Annotated in this window: 26 protein-coding genes; 13 read left to right on the forward strand and 13 right to left on the reverse strand. The window is 75.3% G+C overall.

Annotated elements, in window-relative coordinates:
* Positions 1-167: 167 nt before the first annotated feature.
* Positions 168-1,241 carry a glycosyltransferase family protein gene (locus tag ACI79C_RS03805; RefSeq protein ID WP_456944285.1) on the forward strand — a complete coding sequence of 358 codons (1,074 nt, stop codon included), beginning with the start codon at positions 168-170 and terminating at the stop codon, positions 1,239-1,241.
* Positions 1,242-1,347: 106 nt separating this feature from the next.
* Here the strand turns inward: ACI79C_RS03805 and ACI79C_RS03810 are convergent, their stop codons facing one another.
* Positions 1,348-2,361: a sigma-70 family RNA polymerase sigma factor gene (locus ACI79C_RS03810; RefSeq protein ID WP_456944286.1), complete on the reverse strand. Its 1,014-nt coding sequence runs from the start codon at positions 2,359-2,361 to the stop codon at positions 1,348-1,350.
* Between the two features lie 176 nt (positions 2,362-2,537).
* Between ACI79C_RS03810 and ACI79C_RS03815 the strand changes: the two genes are divergently transcribed.
* From ACI79C_RS03815 to ACI79C_RS03855, 9 genes are all read left to right on the forward strand, one after another.
* The gene (locus tag ACI79C_RS03815) at positions 2,538-3,023 is read left to right on the forward strand and encodes a flagellar protein FlgN (protein WP_456944287.1); all 486 of its coding nucleotides are present in this window, start codon (positions 2,538-2,540) and stop codon (positions 3,021-3,023) included.
* Positions 3,020-4,456 carry a flagellar hook-associated protein FlgK gene (flgK, locus tag ACI79C_RS03820; protein ID WP_456944288.1) on the forward strand — a complete coding sequence of 479 codons (1,437 nt, stop codon included), beginning with the start codon at positions 3,020-3,022 and terminating at the stop codon, positions 4,454-4,456. The genes ACI79C_RS03815 and flgK overlap by 4 nt, the downstream gene beginning before the upstream one ends.
* Before the next feature lie 4 nt (positions 4,457-4,460).
* Positions 4,461-5,366 (forward strand): flagellar hook-associated protein FlgL, encoded by a 906-nt coding sequence (gene flgL, locus ACI79C_RS03825; RefSeq protein WP_456944289.1) that lies wholly within the window; start codon positions 4,461-4,463, stop codon positions 5,364-5,366.
* Entirely contained in the window at positions 5,363-5,767 is a 405-nt protein-coding gene (gene fliW / locus ACI79C_RS03830; RefSeq protein ID WP_456944290.1) for a flagellar assembly protein FliW, read from the forward strand. Before flgL ends, fliW begins: the two co-directional genes overlap by 4 nt.
* 69 nt (positions 5,768-5,836) lie before the next feature.
* Positions 5,837-6,142, forward strand: a complete 306-nt coding sequence (gene csrA / locus ACI79C_RS03835) for a carbon storage regulator CsrA (protein WP_456944291.1) — start codon at positions 5,837-5,839, stop codon at positions 6,140-6,142.
* Positions 6,143-6,344: 202 nt separating this feature from the next.
* Entirely contained in the window at positions 6,345-6,812 is a 468-nt protein-coding gene (locus tag ACI79C_RS03840) for a hypothetical protein (protein ID WP_456944292.1), read from the forward strand.
* A 138-nt stretch (positions 6,813-6,950) separates the two neighbouring features.
* Positions 6,951-8,054 carry a flagellar biosynthesis protein FliA gene (locus tag ACI79C_RS03845; protein WP_456944293.1) on the forward strand — a complete coding sequence of 368 codons (1,104 nt, stop codon included), beginning with the start codon at positions 6,951-6,953 and terminating at the stop codon, positions 8,052-8,054.
* Positions 8,055-8,212: 158 nt separating this feature from the next.
* Positions 8,213-8,530 carry a hypothetical protein gene (locus ACI79C_RS03850; protein WP_456944294.1) on the forward strand — a complete coding sequence of 106 codons (318 nt, stop codon included), beginning with the start codon at positions 8,213-8,215 and terminating at the stop codon, positions 8,528-8,530.
* Positions 8,531-8,583: 53 nt separating this feature from the next.
* Positions 8,584-9,285 (forward strand): hypothetical protein, encoded by a 702-nt coding sequence (locus tag ACI79C_RS03855; RefSeq protein ID WP_456944295.1) that lies wholly within the window; start codon positions 8,584-8,586, stop codon positions 9,283-9,285.
* A 71-nt stretch (positions 9,286-9,356) separates the two neighbouring features.
* On the opposite strand, the gene ACI79C_RS03860 is transcribed toward ACI79C_RS03855, so the two are convergent.
* The 6 genes from ACI79C_RS03860 to ACI79C_RS03885 form a co-directional block, all read right to left on the reverse strand.
* The gene (locus ACI79C_RS03860) at positions 9,357-11,432 is read right to left on the reverse strand and encodes an NlpC/P60 family protein (RefSeq protein ID WP_456944296.1); all 2,076 of its coding nucleotides are present in this window, start codon (positions 11,430-11,432) and stop codon (positions 9,357-9,359) included.
* Positions 11,433-11,598: 166 nt separating this feature from the next.
* A complete protein-coding gene (locus ACI79C_RS03865) occupies positions 11,599-11,808 on the reverse strand; it encodes a hypothetical protein (protein WP_456944297.1) in 210 nt (69 codons plus the stop codon).
* A gap of 139 nt (positions 11,809-11,947) precedes the next feature.
* Complete coding sequence (locus ACI79C_RS03870; RefSeq protein ID WP_456944298.1) at positions 11,948-13,261, reverse strand: citrate synthase; 1,314 nt, start codon at positions 13,259-13,261, stop codon at positions 11,948-11,950.
* A gap of 103 nt (positions 13,262-13,364) precedes the next feature.
* Positions 13,365-14,681 (reverse strand): glycosyltransferase family 2 protein, encoded by a 1,317-nt coding sequence (locus tag ACI79C_RS03875; protein WP_456944299.1) that lies wholly within the window; start codon positions 14,679-14,681, stop codon positions 13,365-13,367.
* Entirely contained in the window at positions 14,678-15,799 is a 1,122-nt protein-coding gene (locus tag ACI79C_RS03880) for a DegT/DnrJ/EryC1/StrS family aminotransferase (protein ID WP_456944300.1), read from the reverse strand. The genes ACI79C_RS03875 and ACI79C_RS03880 overlap by 4 nt, the downstream gene beginning before the upstream one ends.
* On the reverse strand, positions 15,796-16,305 hold the full coding sequence (locus tag ACI79C_RS03885) for a sugar 3,4-ketoisomerase (RefSeq protein WP_456944301.1): 510 nt from the start codon (positions 16,303-16,305) through the stop codon (positions 15,796-15,798). Before ACI79C_RS03885 ends, ACI79C_RS03880 begins: the two co-directional genes overlap by 4 nt.
* A 66-nt stretch (positions 16,306-16,371) precedes the next feature.
* Between ACI79C_RS03885 and ACI79C_RS03890 the strand changes: the two genes are divergently transcribed.
* On the forward strand, positions 16,372-16,812 hold the full coding sequence (locus ACI79C_RS03890) for a VOC family protein (protein WP_456944302.1): 441 nt from the start codon (positions 16,372-16,374) through the stop codon (positions 16,810-16,812).
* Between the two features lie 12 nt (positions 16,813-16,824).
* Here the strand turns inward: ACI79C_RS03890 and ACI79C_RS03895 are convergent, their stop codons facing one another.
* The 5 genes from ACI79C_RS03895 to ACI79C_RS03915 all read right to left on the reverse strand — a co-directional run bounded on the left by ACI79C_RS03895 (position 16,825) and on the right by ACI79C_RS03915 (position 21,604).
* Positions 16,825-17,418, reverse strand: a complete 594-nt coding sequence (locus tag ACI79C_RS03895) for a GNAT family N-acetyltransferase (RefSeq protein WP_456944303.1) — start codon at positions 17,416-17,418, stop codon at positions 16,825-16,827.
* Positions 17,408-17,650, reverse strand: coding sequence for an acyl carrier protein (locus ACI79C_RS03900; protein ID WP_456944304.1), 243 nt, complete (start codon positions 17,648-17,650; stop codon positions 17,408-17,410). Before ACI79C_RS03900 ends, ACI79C_RS03895 begins: the two co-directional genes overlap by 11 nt.
* Positions 17,647-19,356, reverse strand: coding sequence for an HAD-IIIC family phosphatase (locus ACI79C_RS03905; RefSeq protein WP_456944305.1), 1,710 nt, complete (start codon positions 19,354-19,356; stop codon positions 17,647-17,649). Before ACI79C_RS03905 ends, ACI79C_RS03900 begins: the two co-directional genes overlap by 4 nt.
* Positions 19,337-20,056, reverse strand: a complete 720-nt coding sequence (locus ACI79C_RS03910; RefSeq protein ID WP_456944306.1) for a class I SAM-dependent methyltransferase — start codon at positions 20,054-20,056, stop codon at positions 19,337-19,339. Before ACI79C_RS03910 ends, ACI79C_RS03905 begins: the two co-directional genes overlap by 20 nt.
* Positions 20,057-20,200: 144 nt before the next feature.
* A complete protein-coding gene (locus tag ACI79C_RS03915) occupies positions 20,201-21,604 on the reverse strand; it encodes a class II fumarate hydratase (protein WP_456944307.1) in 1,404 nt (467 codons plus the stop codon).
* A 209-nt stretch (positions 21,605-21,813) separates the two neighbouring features.
* Here ACI79C_RS03915 and ACI79C_RS03920 point away from each other — a divergent pair, with 209 nt between their 5' ends.
* Positions 21,814-22,860, forward strand: a complete 1,047-nt coding sequence (locus ACI79C_RS03920; RefSeq protein WP_456944308.1) for a hypothetical protein — start codon at positions 21,814-21,816, stop codon at positions 22,858-22,860.
* A 95-nt stretch (positions 22,861-22,955) separates the two neighbouring features.
* On the forward strand, positions 22,956-23,621 hold the full coding sequence (locus ACI79C_RS03925) for a DUF1707 domain-containing protein (protein WP_456944309.1): 666 nt from the start codon (positions 22,956-22,958) through the stop codon (positions 23,619-23,621).
* 22 nt (positions 23,622-23,643) lie between these two features.
* On the opposite strand, the gene ACI79C_RS03930 is transcribed toward ACI79C_RS03925, so the two are convergent.
* On the reverse strand, positions 23,644-24,234 hold the full coding sequence (locus tag ACI79C_RS03930) for a hypothetical protein (RefSeq protein WP_456944310.1): 591 nt from the start codon (positions 24,232-24,234) through the stop codon (positions 23,644-23,646).
* Positions 24,235-24,314 lie beyond the last annotated feature (80 nt).

Genomic DNA, 24,314 nt, shown 5'->3' on the forward strand with positions numbered 1-24,314 from the left:
CGCGGCCGGCGTGCCGACACCTGCCGAACCCCGGCGACGACCTTTGGGTGACACGTGGACGGCGCGGGTGCGCGGAAGTCACCGGGGGGTCACCTAGCGTGGCCGGTTGCTCCGCCCGGCCCCTCCGACGCCGCGGCGTACCGCCACCCCGGAAGGGACTCCCGACCATGAAGGTCCTGATCTCCTCGACCCACTTCGCCGGGTCGCTGTACTACCGCGCCACCGCGCCGGCCGAGGCCGTCAACGCCGCCGGTCTCGGCGTGGACGTCGAGGTCAGCTACGGCCTCGCCACCACGATGGACGGGCCGCCGGACGACCCGGACTCCTCGGTGGTGGCGGTCGACGCGCAGGGGGCCGACGTCGTCGTCCTGCAGCTGCCCAAGACCAAGGCGGCGCTGGAGATGCTGCGCCTGCTGCAGGCCCAGGGCGTCGCCGTCGTCGTCGAGATGGACGACCTGTTCACCGCCATCTCCTACGGCCACATGGGCTACGACGTCCTGATCCGCCACAACGTCGCCAAGTGGGCCGCCCTCTGCGCCCGCGAGGCCGACCTGGTCACCGTGACCAGCCCGGCGCTGCTGGAGGAGTACGCGGCGCACGGCCGCGGCGCGGTGGTCCCCAACGCCGTCCCGCGCCGGCTCGCCGAGCTGCCGCCAACCTACGAGCGCGAGCCGGAGGTGGTCACCGTCGGCTGGACCGGCTCGGTGGCCAGCCACCCCTACGACCTGCAGGTCATGGAGTCCGGGCTGCAGCAGGGCCTGGACCGCACCCGGGGGCGCAGCCGGTTCATGGTCCTCGGCCAGGCGCTGGACGCGCAGAAGCGGCTGCACCTGCCCGAGCCGCCGCTCGAGGTCGAGTGGAAGCGCGAGGTCGAGGACTACGTCCAGGCCGTGGGTGAGCTGTTCGACGTGGGCCTCGCGCCGCTGCGGCTGGACCGCTTCAACGAGTGCAAGAGCTGGCTGAAGGTCATGGAGTACTCGGCCCGCGGGGTCTTCTCCATCCGGTCGCTCACGGCGGAGTACGAGCGGCTCGGCCTCGGCATGCGCGCCAAGCGACCCCGCGACTGGGCCGGCCACATCGCCCGAGCCGTCGAGGACGCCGACTTCCGGCGCGAGACCGCCGCGGCGGCCCGCGAGCGCGTCCTCGCCGGCCACCTGACCGAGCACACCGCCGAGCGGTGGGTGGCGGCGTGGCAGCGCGCGGCGGACAACCGGGCCCGGGCCGGGCGGCTGAGCGCCTGATCCCGAGCCGCCGGAGCCGGCACCCCCGGCTCCGGCGGCCGGCCACAGAGACCGAACCGCCCGCGTCCTCCTCGAGGACGCGGGCGGTTCGGTGTCTGCCCGGCCCTCAGGCGGGGCGGGCGGCGTCGCGGGCCACCGCTACCCAGGGGTTGCGGTGGGCGGCTGCGTGCCCGCTGTGGCGTGCGGGGACCGCGGCGGCCGCGTGCGACGCGGGCACGGGGGTCGCCGGCCGCGGGGAGGGGAGCGGGGGAGCGTTGCGGCCGGCCACCCGGTCGACGTACGAGCGCTGCTGGTTGCGGGCGCGCACGCCTCCGCCGGCGGCCACCGGGGTGCCCTCCCAGAGCTCGCTCATCGCGGCGTGCAGCAGGGTCAGCGCGCGGGCGCGCATCTGCGAGACGCGGGAGAGGGTCACCCCCAGGTCGGTGGCGATGTCGGTGAGCGACTCCCCACCGAAGAAGTTCCGCTCGACCACCTCGTCGAGGCGATCGGGCAGGGCGCGGATCGCCTCGTGCAGGTAGCGGGTCCGCTCGCCCCTCAGGACGGCGCGCTCCGGTGACTCGCCGGCGTCGGGCAGGTCGAGCGAGGACCCGTCCGGACCGGTGTCGGCGTCGATGCTGACCATGACCGCCCGGTGGACGTCGACCTGCAGGGACTCCAGCTCGCTGGTCGCCATGCCCAGGCTCGCGGCGAGCTCCTCGCGCGTCGGGGGGCGCCCCAGCTGCATGGCGAGGGCGTCGGCCGCGGCGTCCGTGCGACGGGCCGCGGCGCGCACCGAGCGGCTGGCCCAGTCGCCCGAGCGCAGCTCGTCGAGGACGGCGCCCTGCAGCCGGGCCAGGGCGTAGGTCGCGAAGGACGCACCCGCCGACGGGTCGAACCGGCGCGCCACCTCGACCAGCGCCACCTTCGCGCAGGAGAGCAGGTCCTCCCGGCTGACGTGGCCCGGCAGCGAGATCCGGGACGCGACCGCGTTGACGGCGAACGCGGCGAGCGGCAGGTGCTCGGTCACGAGGGCGTCGACGTCCCGGGCGGGAACGTCGCGAGCCGGGAGGTCCCGGTCGGGGGCGGCGAGGGGCCGCGGGGCGGGGGGCCGCTCGACCGCCGGGGCGCGCGATGCTCTCACGTCCCCTTCCTCGGCAGCCCCGGGCGCGAGTGGGACCCCTTGTCGGCACAGAATCCGTCCCGACTTGAGGACCTCGGCTTGAGGGGTCCCCCGGACGTGCCGATGGCAGTTCCTGAGAACCCGCTGGCAGCACCTGGGATCAGCCGGGCGGGGACCGATCGGGAAGGCGGTGAGGCGTGGACCACCAGCACCTGTCGACGCTGCTCTGGCGGGAGCAGGAACTGCTCGACCTGCTGCTGTTCAAGGCGGAGGAGAAGCAGTACCTCATCGTCACGGGCAAGACCCGCTGGCTGGCGCGCATCGCCCACGAGATCGAGGTCGTCCTCGACCAGTTGCGCACCCTCGAGGTGGAGCGCGCTGCGACCACCGAGGTGCTCGCCGAGCGTCTCGGGGTGGGGGGCAATCCGTCACTGCGGAAGCTGGCCGAGTCGGCGCCGGCGCCGTGGAACGACCTGTACGCCAAGCACCACGAGGCGCTGCTGGTTCTCGTCACCGAGCTGCGGGGCCTCTCCGACGCCAACCGCGAGCTGATCGAGGGCGGCCTGGCCGCGATCGGCGACGCGCTGCTGTCGGTCAAGGCCCCCTCGGCGGGGACCTACGGGGCCACGGGGCGCAGCGACGCGCGGGCGCACCGCGCGGTGACGCTGGACGGTGCCCTGTGAGTACTTTCAGCGGGCTCAACACGGCGACGACCGCGCTCTGGGCGGCCCAGCGCGGCCTGGACGTCACCGGTCAGAACATCGCCAACGTCAACACCGAGGGCTACTCGCGCCAGCGGGTGACGCTGCAGGCGATGGGCGGCACCGCCGTCCCGGCGATCCACTCGGTGGCCGGCCAGGTCGGCTCGGGCGTGAGCTCCGACGAGATCATCCGCATCCGGGACGCGTTCCTCGAGGGCCGGGCGCAGGTCGAGTCCTCGCGCACCGCTCGGCTCACGGTGTCCAGCGACAGCCTCGCGCAGATCGAGGCGGCGTTCCGCGAGCCCGGGACCAGCGGCATCCAGAGCATGCTCGCCGACGTCTGGTCCGGGTTCAGCGACCTGGCGAACAAGCCGACCGAGCCGGCGGCGCGCAGCCAGGTCCTGGAGCGGCTCGACATCCTGGCCCGGGGCATCCGCACCACCAGCGCGACGCTCGACCAGCAGTGGACGCAGACCCGCGACAACCTGCAGGCCCTGGTGACCGAGGTGAACGCCACGTCCCGGTCGATCGCGGACCTGAACTCGGCCATCCGGTCGGCGAGCCAGGCGGGCCTGCCGGTGAACGAGCTCTCCGACCGGCGGGACCTGCTCGTGCAGTCCCTGGCCAAGCAGGTCGGCGGCACCTCGATCCCCGGCAAGGACGGGATGGTGGACGTCGTCGTCGGCGGCACCACGCTGGTCTCCGGGACCGACGTGCTCGGGATGGAGCTGGTCGGGGCGGACGAGCCCGGCGCCGTCGGGACGGACGGCGAGCCACGGGTGCGGACCGTGCCCGGCGGGACCACCCTGACCCTCGGCGGCACCGGCGGGGGGCAGGTCCAGGCGCTGACCACCACCATCCCGAAGTACCGCGGGCAGCTGGACGCGGTCGCGCAGCACCTGGCGAGCAGCCTCAACGGGGTGCAGACCACCGGCTACGACGCCGGGGGGGCACTCGGGGAGCCACTGCTCGGGAACGGCCCCGGGACGGGCGCGGTCGACGCCAGCCTGGTGACCGCGGCCAACATCACCCTCCGCATCACGGCGCCCGCCAAGCTGGCCGCCGCCGCGACGTCACCCACGGACCTGGGCGGTGCGGTGTCCGCCGACGGCATCAACGCCGACCGGTTCTTCCAGCTCAGCCGGCAGCCCGACGGCGTGGACGCGGGCTACCGCGCGCTGGTCGTGGCGCTCGGTGTCGAGTCCGCCGTTGCCGAGCGGGACCTCACGGTCCAGTCGGTGATCTCCACGCAGGTGGACGCCTCCCGCGAGTCGGTGTCGGGGGTCAACCTCGACGAGGAGATGACGAACATGCTCTCGTTCCAGCACGCCTACAGCGCCGCCGCCCGGATGGTGACGGCCATCGACGAGGCGCTGGACAAGCTCATCAACGGCACCGGCGTCGTGGGGCGGTGACCTGATGCGCATCACCCATCGCGCCGTCACGCAGACCGCGCTGCTCGGCCTCAACAGCAACCTCTCCGCGGTCGCCAAGCTGCAGCAGCAGCTGACCTCCGGCAAGCAGATCAGTGCGCCGTCGGACTCGCCGACGGGGACCAACAAGGCGATGCAGGTCCGCCAGGACCAGAGCGCCGCACTGCAGCACGCCCGCAACATCTCCGACGGGCGGACCCGGCTCGACGCGACCGACACGGCGCTGACCTCGGTCATCAGCCAGGTGCAGCGGGTGCGCAACCTCACCGTGCAGGGCATGAACACCGGCAACCTGTCGGAGACCTCCCGGGAGGCGATCAGCGTCGAGGTGGCGGCCCTGCGGGAGAGCCTGCTGGGCCTGGCCAACCAGACGATCGCCGGTCAGCCCATCTTCGGCGGCGTGACGACCGGGACCACCGCCTACGACGCGGACACCGGTGCCTACGTCGGCGTCGGCGGCGCCAACGGCGTCCCGGTGGTCGAGACGCGCCGGCGGGTCTCCAACACCGAGGACGTCCGGATCGACGTGACCGGTCCCGAGGCCTTCGGCGACCCGGACGACGGTGACCTCTTCGCGCTGGTCAAGGACATCGCCGACCACGTCGTGGACGACCCGGCCGCGCTGACGGCCGACCTGGGCAGGCTCGACGACGCGCTCACCCGCCTCTACAGCGCCACCTCCGCGGTCGGTGCCCGGTCGGCGCGCCTGGAAGCCGCCACCCAGGTCAACGCCGACCTGCAGCTCACGCTCAAGTCGCAGCTCACCGAGGTCGAGGACATCGACATGGCGAAGACGATCATGGAGCTGAGCCAGCAGCAGGTCGGGTACCAGGCGGCGCTGCAGGCCACCGCCAAGGTCATCCAGCCCACGCTCGTGGACTTCCTGCGATGACACTGTCGGCCGTCGCGACGCTGCCGCTGCTGTCGCTCACCGAGGCGCTGCCCGGGTTCCCCGGCCACCGGGACTACGTGCTCGTCACCGCCGACGGCGACGGCCGGCTCTTCTGGCTCCAGTCCATGGCGCCCGAGGGGCCGCGGTTCCTGGCGGTGGACCCGGGCCGGTACTTCCCGGACTACGCACCGGTGCTGCCGCGCCCGGTCTGCGCCGACCTGGAGCTCGACGAGCCCACGGAGGCGCGGGTGTACTGCCTGCTCACCGTGCCGCCGGAGGGCCCGGCCGCGGCGACGGCGAACCTGCGCGCGCCGATCGTGGTCAACCCGGCGAACTGGCGGGCCGCCCAGGTCGTCCTCCCGGACCCCGCGCATCCCATCCGGCGTCCCCTGCGCCGATAACTGAACAGGGCGGCTCCTCGCGAGCCGCTCAGCCACGGACGGCCACACCACACCCACGGAGGGGTACAGATGCTCACTCTCACCCGCAGCGTCGGCGAGACCATCCGCATCGGCGACGACATCGAGGTCCACGTCGTCGAGGTCCGGGGCGGCACCGTGCGGCTGGGCTTCAAGGCCCCCCGCGAGGTGACCATCCACCGCGAGGAGGTCTACCGGCAGATCGCCGAGGCCAACCTCCTCGCGGCGCAGGTCACCGCCGACACCCTGGGCGCGCTGGCCGCCTTCGCCCCCGCGGCGGCCCCCGCACGGGAGCCGGCCCCGGCGGGCGAGGGACCCGCAGGTCACGAGCCGGTCACGGAGGACGCCGCCGGCTGAGCAGAACTGACCGGGATCCGCCCCCTCGTGCTTGGCGGTTCCTGCCGACGACCTCACCCGCACTCCTGAGCGCGGCCACGACACGGGCAAGACCTGCCGAAGAGATGCCCGGACAACTGCGTACGGCACAGCGAGTGTTGTGCCGTTCCCGCGTGCTCGATGCGCGAGAGTTGCCCCAAGCACGTCACAGGGGGCAATCACCATGCAACAGAGCGCAGTCAACGGGTCCGACGCCGACGTCGCGATGCCGGAGGGCCTCGGCCTCGAGGCCGACACCGTGGTCGTGCACGTCCAGCTGCGGCCGCGGCGCGGTTCGACGCGGCGCTGCCTGGCCGCGCTGGCCGAGCTGGCCGGCGAGCACCCTTCGGTGTCGTTCTCGCTGACCGGGCTGAGCAAGGACGACCGGGTCGTGCGGGTGACCGTCGGCGTGGAGCTCGGCCCGCGGGTCGCGGTCGCCCGGTTCTCCCCGCAGGCGCAGGCCGCCTATGCCTTCGTCAGCGCGCTGTTCACGACGCTGTACGACCACATGCCGGTCTACACCGTCGAGCCCGGCGAGGCCGAGCGCGTCGCTGCGGCCGACCTCATGGCGCGACTGGACGCGGGCGCTGCCGGGGGCTCCGTCGTCCCCGTGCCCCGGCAGTCGTCCCCGGTCGAGCAGATCCCCGCCTGAGAGAGGCCCCCTGCCTCCCGCCACTCGCACGCTCGCGGCGGGACCTGCAGGGGGCCGCCCGTCCCCCTCGCCGGAGGACGGGGCCGGGCCCCGCACGGGGCCGCCGTCTGTCTTCCCCGCAGCCGCCCAGGAGTCCCGGTGAACCACCGCAGCACCCCCATCGACGTCCCCGCCGACCCGAGCGGCGCGCGGAACCGCGCCCCGCTGGTGTTCGGCGGCATCCCCGAGGCCGAGGGCTGGGCCCTCGCGCCGATCACCCCCCGCGACCGGGTGCACTTCCGGGTCGACCGGGAGCTGCCCCTCGACGACTTCCGCCGCGAGCTCCCCGACGGCGTGACGGTCAGCTACGACGAGGGCGAGGGCCTGTACCGGGTGGACGGCGCCTGCGGAACGGCGCAGGTGCTGGCCGACTGGGTGCGCGCCTGGTGCGCCGGTCGCGGGTGCACCACGGTGGGGCTGCGCGCGGAGACCGACGTCCGCCGGCGGGCGCCGCGGGACCTGCCGCCGGTCTACCTCGACGCGCTGTGCCGGCACTACCTGCCGGTCAGCCTCAAGCGGCTGCAGCGCAACATGAGCACGATCCGGCTGCACCTGCCCGACCCCGACGACCTCACCCAGCAGGTGAGCGAGTGGATCCTCAAGGCGGTCGGGCAGTACGACGAGACCAAGGGCGTCCCCTTCGGCGCGTTCCTGGCCACCCAGCTGTCCAAGTGGGTGCACGACCTGGGCCGCAACGCCCACGGCCGGACCGCCGCGGACACGGAGAACAAGCAGCAGAAGGCGATCGCGGCCTTCGTCAACGCGCACCAGCGCAAGCCCACCGAGAAGGAACTGGCCGCCTACATGGGCCAGAGCGTCGCCACGCTGCGGCGCAACTCCCAGACGGTGGCGACGCTCAACGGGCTGCGCAACCTGCAGTCCCTCGACGGCGGCCCGGACGCCACGGAGATCATGCTGCCGGACACCGCCGAGGCGCCCGACGAGATCATGGGGGAGGCGGAGCAGACGCTGCTGTCGCACGCGCTGACCGCCGCTTGCGCGCCGGACCCCACCGCGCGGCCCGACCAGCGGGCGGGCCAACCCAACGTGCTGGGGTGGGCGACGTGGTACCTGACCACGTGGGGTGGCCGCACGAAGACGCAGCTGTCGGCCGACCTCGGGACCTCGGTGCGCAACATGAACGTGCACGCCGACCGGGTGGAGAAGGCGCTCAAGCAGCGGTTGGCCGAGCTCGCGGACTGACTCGTTCCGACAGCCGGAAATGGCCGGGACACGGGTCGATTGCGGGTCAGGCCTGCCGATATCTCCTCCGTGAGCAACCGCACGGGGAACCGCCGCAGCAGCGGGACCGTGCCGGGTCGGGACGGCGCCCGGTGAGCGCCCTCGCCGCTGGGGAGCCGATGCCCGACGTCCTCGTGCCGCACTGGCTGACCGGCGCAGACCGGGAGCAGCTCGCCGAGGTCGTGCGCGGGGCGCTGGCGGACGCCGGCGTGCACCCGGTGGCCGCGATCCACCTGTCCGACGTGCTCACCGAGCTGCACGTCGCCGCCGCGCGGGACGCGGTGTGGCCGGCTCCGGCCGCCCGCGTGCGCCGGATCACCGGCTGGGCCGCCGACGTGCTGCCCGTGCGGCTGTCGGCGCAGGAGCTGGCCAGCGTGGTCGAGCTGCCGCGGCTCCCCGCGCGGCTGCGGAACGCCCTCGACCGGGGGCGCGCGTGACGCCCCGCTCCACGGGTCGGTCCGGGCTGCTGTCTCGACTGCGGCCGGCACCGGTGACCGTCCGGGACCTGCGCCGGGCCGCCGACGAGGTGATCCCGTCGCTGGCCAGCGCATCCCTCCACCTGGCCCTCGTCGAGGACCGCGTCGACGGGCCGCTGCTCGTGGTCGAGGAGGCCGAGCGGCGGCTGCGCGTGCCGCTGCGGGACCTCGCCGAGGACCTGACCGACGCCCGCGTCGGGAGCGGGCCCGAGGCGGTCGCCGCCGCACTGGTCGCCTGGGTCGACGCCCGCCCGGTGCCCGACGCCCTCGCCGCGGAGGCGGGGGTCGCCGTCCTGGACTGGACCGACTCCAGGCAGTCCGCGGTCGGCTGGTGCGTCGTCGTCCGGCGCGGCCGGTCGGCGCTGCCCTGGGCGCCCTCGCCCGGTGCCGACCGCCGCACCGTCGAGGCCGTGCGCCACGCGGCGGCCGGCCGCGCCGCGGCCGTCGAGGGTGTGCTGCGGGTGGAGGGCCCGGTGGCGCTGTGGTCGCACCCCGAGGTGCCGCTGCTCGCCTCCGCCGTCCTGGGGACGCCGGAGCGCCTGCTGGACCGCATCGCGGCGGCGGGCCTCGCGGTGGACGACGTCCACGTCGTCGTGACGCCCGGGTCGCCGGTCGCCTGTGCCGGGGCCGGCGTCGCCGCCCGGCTGGCCGGGGAGACCGGCGAGGCGTGCGTGCGGCTGCCCTGGCGGCAGCTCGCCCACCTGCGCTGGACCTGAGCGAGACTCCTGCGGCTCCCGCCCGGGGTGCCGGCACCCCTGATCCCCGACCGGCGAGCGATGGGCTGCGCTCAGGCGAGGTCGCCGAACTCCCAGTGCCAGGGCTCGGGCTTCTCGCCGCCCGGCCGCGCCCAGTCCGGCTGCACGAAGCCGAAGCGGCCGGCGTGCGCGGCCATCCACGCCGACTGGGGCGTCCCGGCGACGTTGATGCCGCCGCACAGGTCGACCGCCAGGGCCCAGCCGTGGTTGGACGTCCCGGGCACCGCCGCCAGCTGTGGCTTGGCCCGGAACGCGGTCACCTGGCTGGCGAAGGAGCGGTAGCTGTCGGTGATGCACAGTGGGCGGTCGAAGGCGGCCGCGAAGGCCTCGGCCATCGCCGCGTAGCCGGCGGCGGCGTCGCAGCGGAGCGCGTGGCCCCGGGCGATGGAGCACAGCGCGCCCGACGGGATGCCCCCGTTGGTCCAGCCGCCCCACGCCGGGCTCACCCCGCCCACCGCCGCGGGAGCGCCGCAGGCGGCGCGCCCCGCGGTGCCGGGAGGCAGGAGGCCGTTGGGCTCGGCGGGCGCGGGGAGGGTCACCCGCACGGCGCCCGTCGCGTCGGACATCGTCCGGACGGCGACCTGGTAGCCGGCCCCCGAGGCCGCGACGACCTGGCCCTCGCCGAGGGAGATCCCGACGTCGGTGCCGCCGTCGGCGAAGACGAGGTCGCCCACCTGCAGCTGCGACAGCGGCACGGCCGCGCCCCCGGCCCACTGGTCGGCGGGCCAGGCCGGCAGTGCGTACCCGGCCAGCAGCCAGGCGCCGGAGGCCAGCCCGCCGCAGTCGTAGGCGTCGGGACCGCTGCGTCCGGGCACGTAGGGCTTGCCGACCTGGGCCAGCGCGCCGCTGACCGCCGCGATCGTCTCCGCCGGCAGCACGGTCACGGGCCGGTTGCCGACGACCGCCCAGGCGACCCCGGGGACCACCTGGCCGGAGCCGTCCCGGGAGGGGGAGAGCCCCGCCGGCAACGCCGCCGGGTCGGCGAGCGCGGCCGCGGAGGGCGGCTCGATCCCGGCGCCGGACAGCTGCGCGAGGTAGTCCTGCCACCGCTGCAGCGCCTTCCGGTTGGTCTCCTGCTGCGCCGCGACCGCCGGTCCGGCGCCCAGGCCGGCCAGCTGGGCGGCCACGTCGGTGCGCAGTCCGGCCGCGGAGGCCCGGACCTCGTCGAGGACGGCAGCGGCCTGCCGGGAGACGGCGGCGACGGCGGCCTCCGCGGTGGCCACCCGGTCCGCGGCGACGGCGACGTCGGCCGCGGCGCGGTCGGCCCGTGCCACGGTGGTCTCCAGGTCCCGCTGCCCGAGCTCGGCCAGGCCCTGCGCGTACAGCACGTCCGAGGTGGTCGAGGCCTCCTGCACGCTCAGCTCGAGCAGCGGGGCCCGCTCCTCGGCCGTCGTCCGGTAGAGCGCGGCGGCGCGTCCGCCGACCGCCTCCCGGGCCGCGGTGAGGCGCTCTCCGGCGGCGCGCTCGGCCTCCCGCGCGCGCTGCAGGTCGGCCCGCCGGTCGGCCAGGGCCTGCTCCAGGCCCCGGTAGCGGGCGGCGCTGTCGAGCATCGAGCTCTGCGCGGCCAGCGCGAGGCCCGCGGCGTCGGTCGGTTCGGCCGCGGTGCCGGCCTGCCGGGCGCCCGGTGCGAGGACGCCGGCCAGCACGGGCAGGACGAGCCCGAGGGCGGTGAGGGACAGGCGCACCGACCAGCGCCGCCGGTCGGTGCGCCTGGGAAGGGGGCGGCGGGCCTCCCTGCCGGCCGGCGTCCGGCGGCGCGGCTGTGTGCCCGGACGCCGACGCGCGGGACGGGGCCCGGGGGTGGCCGTCCCGGGACCGGTGCCGGCGGCGCGCGCGGCGAGCACCGCCCGCAGCGCGGCGGCCTCCTGGGCGGTCAGCGGGGGCCGGGTCGCCGTGCCGGACGGGGGTGCGGACCGGCGGGAGGCCGTGGTCCGGGACCGGGCGGTGCCCTGGCCTCGGGCGGCGGTGGTCCGGGCGCGGGCGGCGGACGGGGGAGGGGCCACGGCCGCGGACGCCTGCCGGAGCGCGGCCTGGCGCAGGGCGGCCTGGCGGAGCGCGGCCTCGCGGGTCGTGCCCGCCCGGGGCGCCGTCGTGCGTGGTGCAGGCACTGCGGGTCCCCCGGCGGTCTCGTCGTACGTGGCCACGACCTCCGCGGAGTGCGGAGCTCGTGGCCCTCGTATCGACGGGCCGGGCGGGCAGCCGGAGGGGGCCGGGGGATGGCGTCACCCCTCCGGGGGAGGGTGGACCGCGGGTGGCACCCGATCGGTGGACGGGTCAGCGGTCGCCGGCGGGGCGGTCTCCCGGGGGCCACCACGCCCCGTGGCGGTGCTCGAGGGGGATCCGCAGCTGCCCGCCGTCCTCGGTGGAGACCACGAGCTCGACCGAGGCCACCCGGCGGTCGGTGCCGTCGACGTGCACCACCGCACCGGTCGCCAACGGCACGGGCGGGAGGACCAGGTCGTCGTCGGACGAGGACTCGGCCATCGATCTCCTTCCCGGGAGGGCGACGGGCCGCCGGGGCGGTCCGGGGTGGGACGGCGCCGCCCATGCTGGCAGAGCGCCGCCGACAGACGCCGAGGTCCCGCCGTCCGGGCGGACGACGGGACCTCGGCGGGGTCCTCGCTCAGCGGTCGGTGATCTCCACGAACGCCCGCTCCTTCTCCCCGGTGTAGACCTGCCGGGGCCGGCCGATCTTGGTCGCCGGGTCGGCGATCATCTCGCGCCACTGGGCGATCCAGCCGGGCAGCCGGCCCAGCGCGAACAGCACGGTGAACATCCGGGTGGGGAAGCCCATCGCCCGGTAGATCAGCCCGGTGTAGAAGTCGACGTTCGGGTAGAGCTTGCGCTGGATGAAGTAGTCGTCGCTGAGCGCGATCTCCTCCAGCCGCCCGGCCAGGTCGAGCAGCTCGTTGTTCCCACCGAGCTTGGCCAGCACGGTGTCGGCGGTCTTCTTGATGATCGCCGCGCGCGGGTCGTAGTTCTTGTAGACGCGGTGCCCGAAGCCCATGAGCTTGACGCCGGGCTCCTTGTCCTTGACCCGCGCGACGAAGCGGTCCACGTCCCCGCCGTCGCGCTGGATGGCCTCGAGCATCTCCAGCACCGACTGGTTGGCGCCGCCGTGCAGCGGGCCGAACAGGGCGTTGATGCCGGCCGACACCGACGCGAACAGGTTGGCCTGCGAGGAGCCGACCAGCCGGACGGTCGAGGTGGAGCAGTTCTGCTCGTGGTCGGCGTGCAGGACGAAGAGCATGTCCAGCGCCGCGGCGATCTCCGGGTCGACCTCGTAGGGCTCCGCAGGGAACCCGAAGGTCATCCGGAGGAAGTTCTCCACCAGGCCCAGGGAGTTGTCCGGGTAGAGGAACGGCTGGCCGACCGACTTCTTGTACGCGTACGCGGCGATCGTCGGCAGCTTGGCCAGCAGGCGCAGCGTGGAGATCTCGACCTGCTCGGCGTCGAACGGGTCCAGCGAGTCCTGGTAGAAGGTCGACAGGGCGCTGACCGCCGAGGAGAGCACCGGCATCGGGTGCGCGTCCCGCGGGAACCCCTTGAAGAACTGCTTGAGGTCCTCGTGCAGCAGCGTGTGCCGCCGCAGCCGCGAGTCGAAGTCGGCCAGCTGGTCGGCCGTGGGCAGCTCGCCGTAGATCAGCAGGTAGCTGACCTCGACGAAGCTCGCCTTCTCGGCGAGCTGGTCGATCGGGTACCCGCGGTAGCGCAGGATGCCGGCGTCGCCGTCGATGTAGGTGATGGCCGACGTGCAGGACGCGGTGTTGACGAAGCCGATGTCGAGGGCGACCGTGCCGGTCGTCGACAGCAGCTTGCCTGTGTCGATGCCATCGGCCCCCTCCGTGGCCGGGACCACGTGCAGGGGCAGTTCTCCACCGGGATAGCGCAGGGATACGTCGGCGGTGCCGGCGGGTGCGCTCGCTGTCTCGCTCATCAACCCCGGACGCTACTCAGCTTCCGGGCCGGAGGCGCGCCGACCCCTCCCCGGAGGGAGGGAGCGGGTGTGCCGACCGGCGTCGGCCCGTCCCTCCGAGGGGTCATCCGGCCGGGACGTCGAAGGTCCACACCGCGTCGGCGCGGCCGCGGTGCCAGGAGCTGCCGCGCGGGGTGACGGCCAGCCACGGGGCGGAGAGCAGCCCGGCGGCGTCGTCGGCCGGCACCAGCTCGAGGTCGATGTCCAGGCCCGCGGTGAGGGCGTCCTCGACGAGGGGCACCACCGCCGCGACGTCGTCCGGCCGCGCCGCCACGACCAGGCGCTGCGCCACCCCGGCGTCGGACACCTCCCGCAGGGCCGCGACGGTCGCGGCCACCTCGGTGGCGTCCGGCGTCAGCGTCGCCAGCGCGAGCGGACGCGGTCGTGACCAGACGTCGAGCTCCTGGGTGAACCGGGCCAGGACGGCGGCCCCGTGGGCACGGGTCGACAGCGGCTCGGTGGTGCCGGCCGTCGACGTCGTCCGCAGCTCGACCAGGCGCGCGGTCGACAGGAACACCGCCTCGAGCAGCTCGCCGCTGTGCGGGCCCTCGTGCAGCGAGGCGTGCACGCCCGCAGCGGTGGCCAGCGCCCGCGTGTGGGCCCGTGCCTCGGCGGCCGGGTCGGGCAGGAACCCCTGGCGCCGGCCCCAGTCGATCAGCAGCGGCCAGTCCCGGGCCCCGCCGGCCACCACCCGCGGGTTCTGGGTCTGCTGCCCGCCGTGGAGACGGAAGGAGCTCAGGGTCTGCGGCGTGTAGTACGCGTCCCCGCGGGAGAGCAGGTCCAGCCACAGGGCGATGTCGCCGTTGGCCGTCATCAGCCGGCCGTCGACCCGCCAGAGGTCCCCCGGGTCGACGTCCCGGCGCCGGAACAGGACCGTGGTCACCTCGCCGATGACGTTCGCGGTGTTCTCGAGGACGAGGCCGCCCAGGTACCGGCCGTCGACGACCCCGGCCCGCTCCGAGAGCTGTCCCACCTGCCGGCCGGGGACCGGCCGGCCCTCCTCGTCGACCATCGCCCGGTGCGAGAAGGCAAGGGTGACGCCCGGGGACGCGCGGAGGCCCTCCAGCAGCACCTCGACGCAGGTGGGGGCGAGCACGTCGTCGTGCAGGAGGAACTTCACGTACTCGCCGCGGGCCTCGCGCAGCAGGGCGACCGGGTTGTCCCAGGGCCCCAGGTTCTGCTCGTGGCGCAGCACGCGGACCCGGGGGTCGGCGGCGGCGAACGCGGCGAGGATCTCGGGAGTGCGGTCGGTGGAGGCGTCGTCGCCGACGACGACCTCGAGCTCCCGGTGGGTCTGGGCGAGTGCCGACAGCAGCGCTTCCTCCAGGAAGCGCTCGCCGTTGTAGGTCGGGACCAGGATGCTGACGAGCGGGCCGCTCACGCCACGCACCTCCGGACGGCGTCGATCACGTGCGCCTGGTCCTGCTCGGACAGGTGCGGGCCCATGGGCAGGCTCAGCACCTCGCGCGCGAGCGCGTCGGCGGCCGGGAGGGCGGCGCGGGCCAGCGGGGTGCCGGCGAAGGCCGGCTGCCGGTGCGGGGGCACCGGGTAGTGGACGCCGGCCTCGATCCCGGCGCCGGCGAGGGCGGCGCGCAGCGCGTCGCGCTCCGGCGTCCGGACGACGTAGAGGTGCCAGACGGGTGAGGCCCAGGCGGCCGTCGAGGGCAGCACGAGGTCCAGTCCGGCCAGTCCCTCGGCGTACCGGCGGGCCACCTCCGCCCGGCGGGCGTTGAACTCCTCCAGCCGGCGCAGCTTCACCGACAGCAGGGCGGCCTGCAGCTCGTCGAGCCGGCTGTTCCAGCCGACCTCGTCGTGGACGTACTTCTCCGTCGACCCGTAGTTGCGCAGCGACCGCAGCCGCCGGGCGACCTCCGGGTCCGGTGTCGTCACCGCACCGCCGTCGCCGAGCGCGCCGAGGTTCTTGCCGGGGTAGAAGCTCCACGCGGTGGCGGAGGTCAGCGCGCCGACGTGCCGGCCCCGGTAGCGGGCGCCGTGGGCCTGGGCGGCGTCGTCGAGCACGGCCAGGCCGTGCCGTGCGGCCACGGCCAGCAGCGGGTCGAGGTCCACCGGGTGCCCGTAGAGGTGCACCGGGAGCAGTGCCCGGGTCCGGCCGCCGACGGCGGCCTCGACCGCGTCGGCCTCCCACGCGCCGGTCACCGGGGAGACGTCCACCGGGACGGGCTGCGCCCCGGCGTGGACGACGGCGAGCCACGTGGCGACGAACGTGTGCGAGGGGACCAGCACCTCGTCGCCGGGGCCCACGCCGAGCGCGCGGAGGCCGAGGGTCAGCGCGTCCAGGCCGCTGCCCACCCCCACGGCGTGCGCAGCGCCGACGTGGTCGGCCCACCGCTGCTCGAAGGCCGCCAGCTCCGGGCCCAGGAGCACCCGGTCGCTGCGGAGCACGCGCAGCGCCGCGTCGTCCAGGTCGGCCTGCAGCTCGGCGTGCGCGGCGCGCAGGTCCAGGAAGGGGACCTCCCGCCGGGCGAGGACCCGGGTCACCGCGCGACCCCGTCGGCGAGGCGCCGGGCGGCCAGGAACTCGTCGTAGTCGCGGTAGTAGTCGTCCTCGCTGTACCGCTGGGAGGCGAGCACGAGGCAGACGCTGCCGCTGGAGAAGTTGCCCAGCTCCCGCCAGGTCAGGCGCGGCACGTAGAGGCCGTAGTAGGACCGGTTGAGGTGGAAGCGCGCCGTCTCGGTGCCGTCGTCGACGACGACGTCGAAGCTGCCGGCCGCCGCGACGATCAGCTGCTGGAGCTCCCGGTGGGCGTGGCCGCCGCGCGACTCCCCGCCCGGGACGTCGTACAGGTAGTAGACGCGGGCGATGTCGAAGGGGACCTGGTGCCCGCTCTCGAGGAAGGTCAGGTTGCCGCGGGGGTCGGTGACCCGCGGCAGGTCGACGATCCGGCAGCCGGCCCCGTTGCCCTCGGGCGGCGGGTTCCAGTCGGTCGCCCGGCGGCCCGGGAGGGCCGAGCGCCGGTCGGTGCGGGTGTCGAACAGGGACGTCACAGCTTCTCCATCGGCAGGGGGGAGGATGACCGGCACGGACGAGGGCGGACGGGACGGGAGGCGCAGGTGGGGGACGGGGCGCGGGAGGCCGGGCCGGCGGGCGCGGTGCCCCTGGCCGGGTTGTCGTTCCACCACGTCGGGCTGGCCTGCCGGGACCTCGCGGCCGAGGCCGACGCCCACGCGCTGCTCGGCTACCTCCCCGAGGGGCCGGTGTTCGAGGACCCGCACCAGCGGGTCCGGGGCTCCTTCCAGGTGCTCGGGCCGTTCCGGGTGGAGCTGCTGGAGCCCCTCGACGAGCAGTCGCCGCTCACCGGCTGGCTGGAGCGCGGCGTGCGGATGTACCACGTCTGCTACGAGACCGACGACCTCGACGACGCCCTGGCCCGGCTCCGGGGCGCGGGCCACCGGGTGGTCTCCCCGCCGGCGCCCGCGGTCGCCTTCGGTGGCCGGCCGGTGGCCTTCGTCATGCTGCGCAGCCGGAGCCTGGTCGAGCTGCTCCAGCGCTGAGCTCCCGGCGGCTCACCGCGGGACGGGAGCCCTCCGGCGCAGCAGGCCCGCGGCCCGCTCCGCCATGGCCAGCAGGCGGGGACCGGCCGTCGTCCACAGCTCCGGGGTCATCCGCGCCTCGACCGCGTCGTGCAGGACGCCCCCGATGCGCGCGTGGCCGGGGACGGTGCGCAGCACCTCGGCGCCGTATCGGCTGTGGAACGCCACGACCGGGCGGTTGTCCACCAGGGTGCGGGTGAGCATCGACCGCAGGCCCAGCACCGTGAAGCCCACCTCGTGCACCAGCCAGGCGCTCTCCGGCGCGGCGAGGGAGCCCGGCCGCAGCACCCAGCGACCCCACTCGGCCGTGGTGCCCTCGACGTCGTAGATCCCGACGAAGCCCTCGACGGGGCCACCGTCGCGGCGCTCGAGCGCCCAGTAGTGGTCGCCGTCGCGCTCGGCGTAGGCGTCCAGCCACCGTTCCTGCGCCTCGACGGAGGGAGCGGTGGCGTGGATGAAGCGGGAACGCTCCGGGTCGCTGCGCAGTCGCAGGATCTCCGCGGCGTCGCCCCGCTCGACCGGCCTCAGGCGGAACGCTGGCCCGTCGAGGTGGACGTCATGCCGCAAGGTGTCGCTCCGCGGCCGCCACGATCGCGGCCGACCCGTCGAGCGCGCCCATCTCCTCCTCCGAGAAGGTGACGCCGAGGTCCTCCTCGACCGCGTAGATGATCTCGATGTGGCTCAGCGAGTCCCACTCCGGGACCTGCGCCCGCTCCAGCGGCGCGTCCGGGGGGCTCGGCAGCTTGAGGACCAGCGTGAGCACGTGGTTCACGCGCGCCTCGACGTCGTCGCGGGTCATTCCTGTCCTTCCCAGGTCACAGCGACGGGGGAGCCGCTGACGAGAGCGCGGCACGCGGCGGGGTCCCACGTCAGGGGCACCTCGCCGGGCGTGTCCACGGGTGTGCTGCTGTGGGCCGCGAGCCAGGCGCGCGCCGGCTCGTTGCGCGGGCCCGGGGTGTAGACGACGGCCGCGGAGCCGGCGCCGGTCTCCTCCATCAGGCGGCCTACGGCGGCGGCCAGCAGGACGTCCTCGACGCTCCGGCCCAGCGCGCGGCAGCTGACGCACAGCTCCTCGACCACGAGGCGGTCGTCCGCGCCGCGCCGCCCGGCCACCAGGGCGACGACCCCGCTGTCGGAGAGCCGGTCGCGCAGCGCCGCGGTGACGACGTGGACGTCGCCGTCGGCCAGCCAGCGGCCGAGCTCGGCCGGGCCGGTCCGGCGCAGCGCGGTGTTGAACTGGTTGGTCTTGGCCGCGAGCGCGGCCATCCGGGCGAGCTGGCCGGGGTCGTCCAGGGTGAGGCGCAAGCCCACCCCCAGCGACCGCAGGTAGGCGTCCGGGTCGCTGGCGGCCGACCGCGCGCGCTCGGTGGCGGCGGCAAGGTCGGCGGCCCGCAGCGCGTCCTCGCCGGTCCGGGCGTGGCCGTGCAGGCCGGGGAAGAGGGCGAGCGCGGTGGCGGTCGCCGCGGCGTCGGCGGCGTGCAGCAGCCCGCCGATGCGCACCCCGGCGGCCACCTCGGCCAGCTCGCCGGCGTTGTCGTCGACGAAGACCACCGCCTCCGGCGAGATCCGCAGGGCGGCCGCGGCCGCGGCCACCCCCGCGCTCTTGGCGCCCCAGCCGACCGCCCGGGCGGAGAAGTCCGCCAGCCGGAGCGGGAAGTCGGTGCGCGTGGCGAACAGGGCCTCGACGTCGGCGGGCTCGTTGCGGGAGACCAGCGCGAGCAGGACGCCGTCCCGGCCGAGGTCGCGCAGGCGCTCCTGCAGCGCCCGGTGCTGCGGGGTGAGGACCACCCCGGCCGGCCCGTCCTCGCCCAGCACCCCCTGGTAGAGGGTCATGTCCAGGTCCACGGCGAGGGCCTTGACCCGCGGCGCGACGAGCGCGGGCAGCCAGCGCAGACCCATCCGCTGGGCCGTCAGCACGGCGGCACCCGCGCTCATCCGGGTGCCCGCGACGTCCCGGGCCCGGGGGTCGACGAACCCCGGGCCGACCCGTGCCGCGATCGCGGACAGGTCGGCGACGGCCACGCCGGGCACCTCCCGGCAGCACCGCGCCAGCTCCCGGTTGACCGCCGCGGCGGCGGGATCGGACCCGGGCCGGTCGGCGACCAGGACCGGGGCCAGCGTCCGCGCCCGCAGGGTGGCCAGCCGCTCGCGCAGCCAGTCGCCCAGCGCGACCGGGTCGGTACCCCCGTACCGCTCGAAGTCCAGCCAGACCACCTCGACGTCCGCGGTCGCGTCCCCCTGTCCGACCGTGCTCAGCGAGTCGTCGTAGTCGCCGTGCTCCACGGTGGCCGACAGGCCCGCGTAGGCCAGGAACGGGGGGAGGAGCGAGGCCACGTACTCGAAGGCCGTGTTCCGGTGCACCCGGATGCGCAGCTCCCGCGTCGGCCAGGACGCCGACAACGGCAGCAGCTCCAGCCGCCGGGGGCTCTCCCCGAGGACGACGGGCTGCCACTCGACACGGCGGAGGGAGTCCTCCAGGACGGCCTCAGGGCTCGGCGACGACATAGATCTCCGCGGCCGAGTCGGGGTAGCGCTCGCCGAGCTGCATGTAGGCGTCGAGCACCTCCTGCGTCCACTGCTCGGCCGTCTGAGCGTTCGACAGCGGCTTGAGCCAGTAGCCGCCGGTCGTCGTGACCGTCCAGCCGGCGGCCGCGAAGTCGGCCTGCAGGCCCGGCAGGTCGTACACCCGGCGGTGCCCGTGGTGCAGGTCTGTCTCGTTGAGGGCGTCCTCCGTGGGCAGCAGGCCCATGAGGACGGCGGCCTGGCGGTGCAGGCTGTGGGAGTTCGGCACCGCGGCCAGGGCCACGCCCCCGGGGGCGATCCACTGCCGCACCCGCTCGAGCAGCCCGACCGGGTCGACGACGTGCTCGAGCACGTGGCCCAGGACGACGGTGTCGAACTGCTCCTCGGGGACGTACTCCTCGAACAGCGCGTGGACGACGGTGGCCGCGGGGAACCGACCCGACAGGTCCCGGCAGAAGGCGCTCGACCCGTCGACCAGCGTCAGCGCGGGGAAGGCCTCGGCGAGCCGCTCGGTCATCAGACCCTCGGCCGGGCCGAGCTCCAGGCACCGCTCCCCGCGCCAGTGCCGGCCGAAGACGCCCGCGAGGTACCGCAGGCTGGTCGGCATCGGTCCGGCGGCGTACCAGCTGTCCTCGGCGATGGACTCGAGCCGCTCCAGCTCACTCTGGTGCGTGACTGTCACGTCACAGAGTGTGCCGTCGGGGGTCGTCGGGGCGCGGGGGCTGGCGCCCGACGCGCGGGGAGCGCGCCACACCAGCCACGCGCGTCCCGGTGTCGTGCCGGCCGGTGGGACGGGACCGTCCGGTCCCGCCCCACCGGCCCCAGCTCACGGGTGGGTCATCGAGAGCACGTCGAGGGCCTCGTCGAGCTGGGCCTCGGTGAGCTTGCCCTGCTCCACGTAGCCGCGCTCGACGACCACCTGGCGGATCGTCTTCTGCTCGGCCAGTGACTGCTTGGCGACCTTCGCCGCCTCCTCGTAGCCGATGTACTTGTTCAGCGGCGTGACGATCGACGGGGAGGACTCGGCGTAGGTCCGGCACTGCTCGACGTTGGCGACGATCCCGTCCACGCAGCGGTCGGCCAGCAGCCGGCTGGCGTTGGCCAGCAGCCGGATCGACTCCAGCACGTTGCGGGCCATGAGCGGCAGCGTCACGTTGAGCTCGAAGACGCCCGTGGTGCCGGCGAAGGTCACCGCGGCGTCGTTCCCGATCACCTGGGCGCCGACCTGGATGACCGCCTCGGGGATGACCGGGTTCACCTTGCCCGGCATGATCGAGCTGCCCGGCTGCAGGTCGGGGAGCTGGATCTCGCCCAGCCCGGTGCGCGGGCCCGAGCCCATCCAGCGCAGGTCGTTGGCGATCTTCACCAGGCCGACCGCGATGGTCTTGAACTGGCCCGACGCCTCCACCAGGGCGTCGCGCGAGCTCTGCGCCTCGAAGTGGTTGCGCGCCTCGCTCAGCGGCAGGTCCAGCTCGGCGGCGAGCCGGTCGATGATGGCGGCGGCGAAGCCGGGCGGGGTGTTGATCCCGGTGCCGACGGCGGTGCCGCCCAGGGGCAGCTCGCCGATCCGCGGCAGGGAGGCCTCGAGCCGCTCGACGCCGTAGCGGACCGCCGCGGCGTAGCCGCCGAACTCCTGGCCGAGGGTGACCGGGGTGGCGTCCATGAGGTGGGTGCGGCCGCTCTTCACGACCTCGGCGAACTCCGCCTCCTTGCGGGAGAGGGACGCCTCGAGGTGGCGCAGCGCCGGGACGAGGTCGCGGACGATTGCCTTCGTCGCGGCGACGTGGATCGCCGAGGGGAAGACGTCGTTGGACGACTGCGAGGCGTTGACGTGGTCGTTGGGGTGCACGGCCGAGCCGAGCGCCTCGGTGGCCAGCGTCGCGATGACCTCGTTGGTGTTCATGTTGCTCGACGTCCCGGAGCCGGTCTGGAAGACGTCGATGGGGAAGTGGTCGTCCCACTCGCCGCGGGCCACGGCGGCCGCGGCGGTGCCGATCGCCTCGGCGGCCTCCTGCGGCAGGACGCCCAGCGAGGCGTTGACCGCGGCGGCCGCACCCTTGATCGCCGCCAGGGCCCCGATGAGCTCACGCTCGATCGGCGTGCCCGAGATGGGGAAGTTCTCGACGGCGCGCTGCGTCTGCGCCCGCCACTTCGCCCACGCGGGGACCCGTACCTCGCCCATCGAGTCGTGCTCGACGCGGTAGTCCGTGCCGTCCTGCTGTGCGACCACGCTGCGCTCCCGGTGTGGTGTGTGGTGACCGTGCTCCGCCGACCCTAGAAGGACCCCCTCCTCCCCACCGCTGGCAGGCCCGCCGCGCGCCTCGGAGGGAGCCGCGACGAGCCTCCGGACGGGGCCGCGGCGGGGCGACGGTCCTGGCCGCGGCAGGACGTGGCCCCTACCATGCCGAGGCCGGTCACCCGCACCCGAGGAGCCCGAGCATGTCGCAGCCGCCGTACCCGCCGCGCGGCGGGAAGGGCCCCTCGGGCGAGCCGTCCGGCGGCCCGGACCGGGACGCCACAGGGCCTCCCCAGCAGCCCGGCGCCGGCGGGCCGGACGACACGACCCAGCGCCTGGGGTCCTCCGGCGGGACGCAGGAGATCCGGCCAGGGGAGGCGCTCCCTCCGCCGCCGCACGCTCCCGCCGAGCGGCAGGAGACCCGCGAATTCGACCAGCCGGCGTTCGGCCAGCCGCCGGGGTACGGCCAGCCGCCGCCCTCCGGCCAGCAGTCCGGCTGGGGGCAGCCGCCGCCTTCCGGCCAGCAGTCCGGCTGGGGGCAGCCGCCGCCTTCCGGCCAGCAGTCCGGCTGGGGTCCGCCCGGCTACGGCCAACCGCCCTACGGCCAGCAGACCTACGGCCCGCCCGGCTACGGCCAACCGCCGCCGTACGGCCAACCGCCGTACGGGCAGCCGCCCTACGGCCCGCCTCCCTACGGGCAGCCCGGCTACGGCCCGCCGGGCTCCGGCGGCCCGGGCGGGCCCGGTGCCGGCGCTCCCAGGGGACCCGGCCGCGGCCGCAGACGCAGCACGGTGATCGTCCTCGTGGTGGCGGCGGTCGCCGTCCTCGCCGCCGTCGGGGTGGGGCTGTTCCTCCTGCTCGCCGGCCGCGACCGGGCCCCGGCGCCGGACGTCACGGAACCCCCGGCGTCGCAGACCTCGACGTCCCCTCCGGAGCCCTCCGAGGAGACGTCGCCGGCCCCGGAGCAGCCGTCCACCTCTCCGCCGTCCCCCTCGCCGACGTCTCCCACGGGTGGGCCGGGCACCGGTGGGGTGCCGGCCGACCTGCCTCCGGGCCGACCGGCTCCAACCGGCGGGGACCCGGGCGTCCAGTCGGCCGCGGACGCGTGCGCAGAGGGCCTCATGGCCCTCTGCGACGTCCTCCGGTTCTTCGACGGCGACCCGGACCTCCAGCAGTACGCCGACTACGGCGCGACCTGCGGCGGCCGCAACGAGGCGAGCGGGACCCTGTGCACCGACCGGTACCGCTGACCCCCGGTGCGACCGGCCCCGCCTCCTCCGGGACCCACGGGAAGGCGAGGCCGTCGTCGTCCGGGACCGTCACCTGCTCGGCTACGGTCGGCGCCGTGACCTCGGAAGCCGCTCCCGACCCCGACCGGCCGCCGGTCGTCCGCGTCTCGGACGCCGACCGCGAGGCGACCGTCACCCGGCTGCAGAAGGCCCTCGCCGAGGGCCGGATCGACCTGCACGAGTTCGGTGACCGCGTCGAGGCGGTCTACGCCTCCGTCACCACGGCCGACCTCGACCGGCTCGTGGCCGACCTGCCCGTCGACGCCCCGCCGCCGGTCGAGATCGTCGGCACCCGGGTGCCGGAGACGATGACGTCGGTCTTCGGCGACATCAAGGTCGAGGGGACCGCCGACGTCCCGCGGGACGTGTCGACGGTGTTCGGCGACATCCGGCTGGACCTGCGCAACCTGCGCACCGACGCCGAGCGGATCGACCTGGTGCTCGGCACCGTCTTCGGCGACGTCGACGTGATCGTCGCCGAGGGCGTGGACGCCGAGATCTCCGGGTGGACGGTGTTCGGCGACCGGAAGACCCAGCTGGCGCCGGTGCCGCGGGTGGCCGGGACGCCGCGGGTCGTCGTCCGCGCCCGGACGGTGTTCGGCGACCTCACCTTGCGCAGCCTGGCGCCGGGGGAGTCGCCGAGCCGGTGGCGGGCGGTCATGGACCGGCTCGCGCAGCGGCACCTGCCGCCACCCCCGCCGCTGTCCCGCCCGGGCGCCTGACCCGGGCGGGAGCGGACGGGGGTCAGTCGTCGTCGTGGCGCCACCAGCCGCCGGACCAGGAGTCCCTGGCGACGGCGTCGGCGATCCGGTCGGGCAGGTCCGCGAGGATCTGGTCGGCCTTCTCCCGGGACAGCCGGCCCTCGGCCACGGCCTGGTCGATCCGCTCGCGGGCCGCGGTGGTGAGCGCGTCGACGAGGTCCTGCGTGGCCACGCCCTGCTGGGCGGCGACGTCGGCGAGGCTCGTCCCCTCCTGGGAGAGCGCGTCCCGGAGCTCGTCGGTGGTCATGCCGAGCGCCTCGGCGGCGGTCTGCAGCCCGGCCCGCCAGGCTCCGCCCCACCCGTGGTGGCCGCCGTGCCACCAGCCGGGACCGACGTCGGCGTCCTCCAGGGTCGCGGCGACCGCGTCGGCCTGCTCCTGGGTGATCGTCCCGTCCTCCACCAGGCCACCGAGCGCGTTCGCGATCGCCTCGCGCCGGCTGCTGCCCTCGTCGGCGTCCGCCGTGGACGGCGCGGGCGTCGGTGCCGGCGAGGGGTCCGCGACCGCCACGCCGATACCGGTCAGCGCCAGCGCACCCGCTGCCCCCAGGGTCGCGACCAGCGTCCTCTTGCGCATGGCATCCCCTTCCTGTGCCGGCGCTCGGGCCGGCCGCCCGGCGTCCGGCCCCAGGGTGGCCCGGGGACCTGTGACGGACC

Source organism: Geodermatophilus sp. SYSU D00697 (genome assembly GCF_054050175.1).